This window comes from Mycobacterium sp. TH-M25, from assembly GCF_057473665.1.
Window position 1 is genome coordinate 1 of sequence record NZ_JBYCLA010000459.1, and the last position, 3,797, is coordinate 3,797.

General features: G+C 64.0%; 3 protein-coding genes and 3 pseudogenes. 3 read left to right on the plus strand and 3 right to left on the minus strand.

Annotated elements, in window-relative coordinates; genetic code table 11:
- Window positions 1-872 (plus strand): cytochrome P450 (locus tag AC2VOU_RS15575; protein ID WP_486958186.1); only part of this gene is annotated, 872 nt, incomplete at its 5' end.
- On the opposite strand, the gene AC2VOU_RS15580 is transcribed toward AC2VOU_RS15575, so the two are convergent.
- Entirely contained in the window at window positions 869-2,521 is a 1,653-nt protein-coding gene (locus AC2VOU_RS15580) for an acyl-CoA synthetase (protein WP_486958187.1), read from the minus strand. The two genes, AC2VOU_RS15575 and AC2VOU_RS15580, sit on opposite strands and share 4 nt — an antisense overlap.
- A gap of 8 nt (window positions 2,522-2,529) precedes the next feature.
- Window positions 2,530-2,793, minus strand: a pseudogene (locus AC2VOU_RS15585) (PaaI family thioesterase); the annotation flags it as partial.
- Window positions 2,794-2,796: 3 nt separating this feature from the next.
- Between AC2VOU_RS15585 and AC2VOU_RS15590 the strand changes: the two are divergent.
- Together AC2VOU_RS15590 and AC2VOU_RS15595 are read left to right on the plus strand one after the other, a co-directional pair.
- Window positions 2,797-3,180 (plus strand): annotated as a pseudogene (locus tag AC2VOU_RS15590) (cytochrome P450); the annotation flags it as partial.
- A gap of 57 nt (window positions 3,181-3,237) precedes the next feature.
- On the plus strand, window positions 3,238-3,591 hold the full coding sequence (locus tag AC2VOU_RS15595; RefSeq protein ID WP_486958188.1) for a DUF732 domain-containing protein: 354 nt from the start codon (window positions 3,238-3,240) through the stop codon (window positions 3,589-3,591).
- Here the strand turns inward: AC2VOU_RS15595 and AC2VOU_RS15600 are convergent.
- Window positions 3,588-3,797: pseudogene (locus AC2VOU_RS15600) on the minus strand (HNH endonuclease signature motif containing protein); the annotation flags it as partial. The gene AC2VOU_RS15595 and the pseudogene AC2VOU_RS15600 overlap by 4 nt on opposite strands.

Here is a 3,797-nt window from a genome sequence, read left to right on the forward strand (position 1 = left end):
TTGACGGCCTTCGTGCCCGGGTGCACGACGTGGTCAACGGTCTACTCCGCGGCCTGGCGGGTCGGCCATCATGCGACCTGGTCGAGGAGTACTGTTCGAGGATTCCGCTCGCGGTCATCACCGAAATGCTCGGCATGCCGGCCGACGAGATGGGCTACCTGGAGCACGTTGCCGACGCCACCTCCCGGCTGATCGGCTCGGTCGCTCCATCTTGGCGCGACTTCCGCACGGCCACAAGCATTCTGGGTGAATTTGACCGGTACCTGGCCGCCCATGTCGATCGGCTGAGGAAAGGTAACGCGGGCGACAGCGTTTTGTCCGATGTCGTGCACAGCGGGGATCTGTCCGAAGCCGAGATCAGGATGCTTGCCGGCTTTCTCCTCGGCGCGGGTTTCGTCACCACGAACCACGTCATGAGCAAGGGCGTCGTGGCGCTGGTCCGTCATGCCGATCAGCTGGCCACGTTGCGCGCGAATCCCGAGCTGTGGCCAAGCGCGGTCGAGGAGATCCTGCGCTATGACACCGCAGGGCAGATCGTGGCGCGTGTTGCGGCCGAAGACGTTGAAATTCATGGCTTTTCGCTCCGCGCGAACGAGCCACTGTTTCTGCTGGCGGGCGGTGCAAATCGGGATCCGGCGGTGTTCGAACTTCCGGACGCCTTCGATGTCACCCGGCCCAACGCCCGCGAGCACCTCAGTTTCAGCACGGGCGTTCACGTCTGCCTGGGAGCGGCGTTGGCGCGGATGGAATTGCACATCGGCCTGCAGTCGCTGTTCGAGCGCTATCCGCTACTCGCTCTGGCCGGCGATCCCGTATTCAACGGCACCATCGGCTTGCACGGGCTCAAGCACCTACCGGTGTCGCTAGGCTAAGCCTCGCCGACCGCTTGGTCGCGGGCCCACCGGTAGTCGGCTTTGCCGGCCGGGCTGCGCTGGATCGCGGCTCGGAACACGATTGCCTTGGGCAGCTTGTACCGGGCCAATGTCTCTGCGGCGTGGTCGATTAGCTGACCGGCATCGGCCTTCGCGCCGTCGGCGAGCGCCACCACGGCCACGACCTCCTGGCCCCACCGTTCACTGGGCCTGCCGCTGACGACGACGTCGACCACGGCGGGATGCGATGCGATCGCGGTTTCGACCTCCTCGACGAAGATCTTCTCGCCGCCGGAGTTGATCGTCACCGAGTCGCGGCCCAGCAGTTCGATGTTCCCGTTTGCCAAATGTCGAGCGCGGTCGCCCGGAACCGCGTATCGCACACCGTTGATCACCGGGAAGGTGGCCGCAGTCTTCGCGGCATCGCCTTTGTAGCCGAGCGGAATGTAGCCGCGTTGAGCCAGCCACCCCATTCCCTCGTGGCCCGACTCCAAGATCGTCCCGAGATCTTCAGCGGCGACGCAGGTATCGGATCCGGCATTGAAGGTGCCCGTCGATACCGTTGCCGCCGTAGATATGTGGTGCATCTGGCCACCGGTCTCCGATGACCCGACGCCGTCGATGATGATCGCGTTCGGCAGAACGTCGATCAGACGTTGCTTGACGTACGGCGTCAGCAGCGCGCCACCGTTGGCCACCACGGCCAACGACGACACATCCGCGATGCCCTTTTCGATGGCGGCGACCAGTGGCCGGGCGATGGCATCGCCGACCACCGTCACCGTCATGACCTTCTCCCGCTCGATCGTGCGGACGACGTCGTCGGCGTCCACATGATCGACGACAGCGGGGAATACGACGGTTTGTCCCATCGAGATCGCGGTCATGACGCTCCATTGCGCCGCGCCGTGAATCAGTGGCGGCAGAATCATCAGCTTGGTGCCGGTGCCTCCGGCTAATCTCCCGACGAGCTCGTCGAGGGAGCGGGTGGGCTCGCCGGTCATCAGGTTCCGGCCGCCGAACGACGTCATGAAGATGTCGTGTTGACGCCACAGTACGCCCTTGGGCATCCCGGTCGTTCCGCCGGTGTAGAGCACATACAAGTCGTCGGGAGAGTGCCGGACAACCGGTGTCGGGGATTCGGAATTGATAGCAGTCTCGTAATCCACGGCGCCGTCGAGCAATGCGTTGCCCGAATCGTCGGCAATTTGAATCAGGACTCGCAGCTGCGGAAGATCCGGCAACACTTCGGCGATCCGCGGCGCGAAGGCGGCGTGGTAGATCAATGCCGTCGCACCCGAGTCGGCGAGCAGATAGTGCAGCTCGCTCTTGACGTACCGGAAGTTGACGTTGAATGGCGCGACCCGTGCGCCAAAGGCGCCGATCAGCGACTCGACGAATTCGTTGCCGTTGTAGGCATACAGCCCGACGAGATCCTGCCCTACTTCGTGGCCCTGGAGGCCCGATCGGTCGGTGTGGCAGCCCAGCCCGCGCGAGTGCAGGTAGGCGGCCAGCCGCTGCGCCCGCTCCATGATTTCGGCGTAGGTGAAGCGGCGATCGCCCTGGATGATCAGCTCGCGGTCCGGAATCGCTGCGGCCACCGCGGCAGTGACGGCGGGAACGGTGAATTCGACTGCGATGTCAGACATCTGGACCCTCACGGCTGGTGCGGAAACAAGCGAACCATTAAGCCGTTGGCTTCGCTGAGCACTGCGCCATCGGCCGATGTCATAGTAGCCTCTATGAAAACTTTCCGACCGTCGATCTCGGTGATCGAGCCGCGGGCCTGCAGCGGCTCGTCGATCGGAGTGATCTTGCGGTAGTCGACGTGCAGAAACGCGGTCCGCGTCGGCCGGATGCCCGCCGCGGTCACCGTCATCCCGAACAGCCAGTCGTACAGCAGCGGAATGATGCCGCCGTGCCGGACCTCATGCCGCTGGCGACCGAGGAGATGATCCGGTGGACCACTCCGGTCAAGGAATTCATGCGGACTGCTGCCGAGGACACCGAGGTGCGTGGCGTCCCGATCGCGGCGGGGGAGTCGCTGCTGCTGTCGTATGTGTCGGGTACTCGGGACGAGGAGGGTTTTCACCGACCCGTTCCGCTTCGATATCGGCCGCGATCCCAACAAGCACCTGGCGTTCGGCTACGGCGTGCACTTCTGCCTGGGGGCGGCGCTGGCGCGCATGGAAGTCAGCAGTTTCTTCTCCGAGATGGTGGCGCGGGTGGAATCGATTGAGCTGACTGGCGATCCGAGCATGTTGCGACGACGTTCGTCGGCGGGCTCAAGCATTTGCCGGTCCGCTAATCCCTGCGCTGAGCCGGTAGGACTCGCGTTCCGCCGTCATCGGTGTCACCCTTAGTCGTGGCCGTCACCTCGATCGCTCGGCTTGCCGCCGTTATTGCAGCTGTACTCATGACGGCAGCGGTCGCCCACGCTGACCCGCAGGATGACCAGTTTTTGAGCCTGCTGTCGCGGGACGGCATTACCGCCGGGCCACCAGATCAGTTGATCGCTCTTGCGCACGAACGTTGTGATAACGACAGCCTTCCTCGCTCGGGAGCTTTTACCTTTCACTTCGGCGCGATGCCGAGCCCGTTCAGCACCTCCCAGTTGCAGCTTGCCGCCAAACTGGAAGGTCAGGGCCTGACGGGCCCGCAGGTGCGGCCGTTCTTGCTCGACGCCATCAGCGTCTACTGTCCCGGCGCACACAGTTAGGGCGCCTCGTCGTCTTCTTCTGCGCGCAGGAGTTTTTCGGGGTGCCAGTAGGTGTTGGTGCGGGGTTGGCCGTGGTCGAGGTGTGGGGGTGGGATCCATTCGGTGTGGACGTGGTGGTTTTTGCGGGTGGTCCAGCCTTGTTCGGTTTGGTCGTGGTTGGGGTGGCAGGTGAGGGTGAGGCTGTTGATGTCGGTGATGGGGTTTCG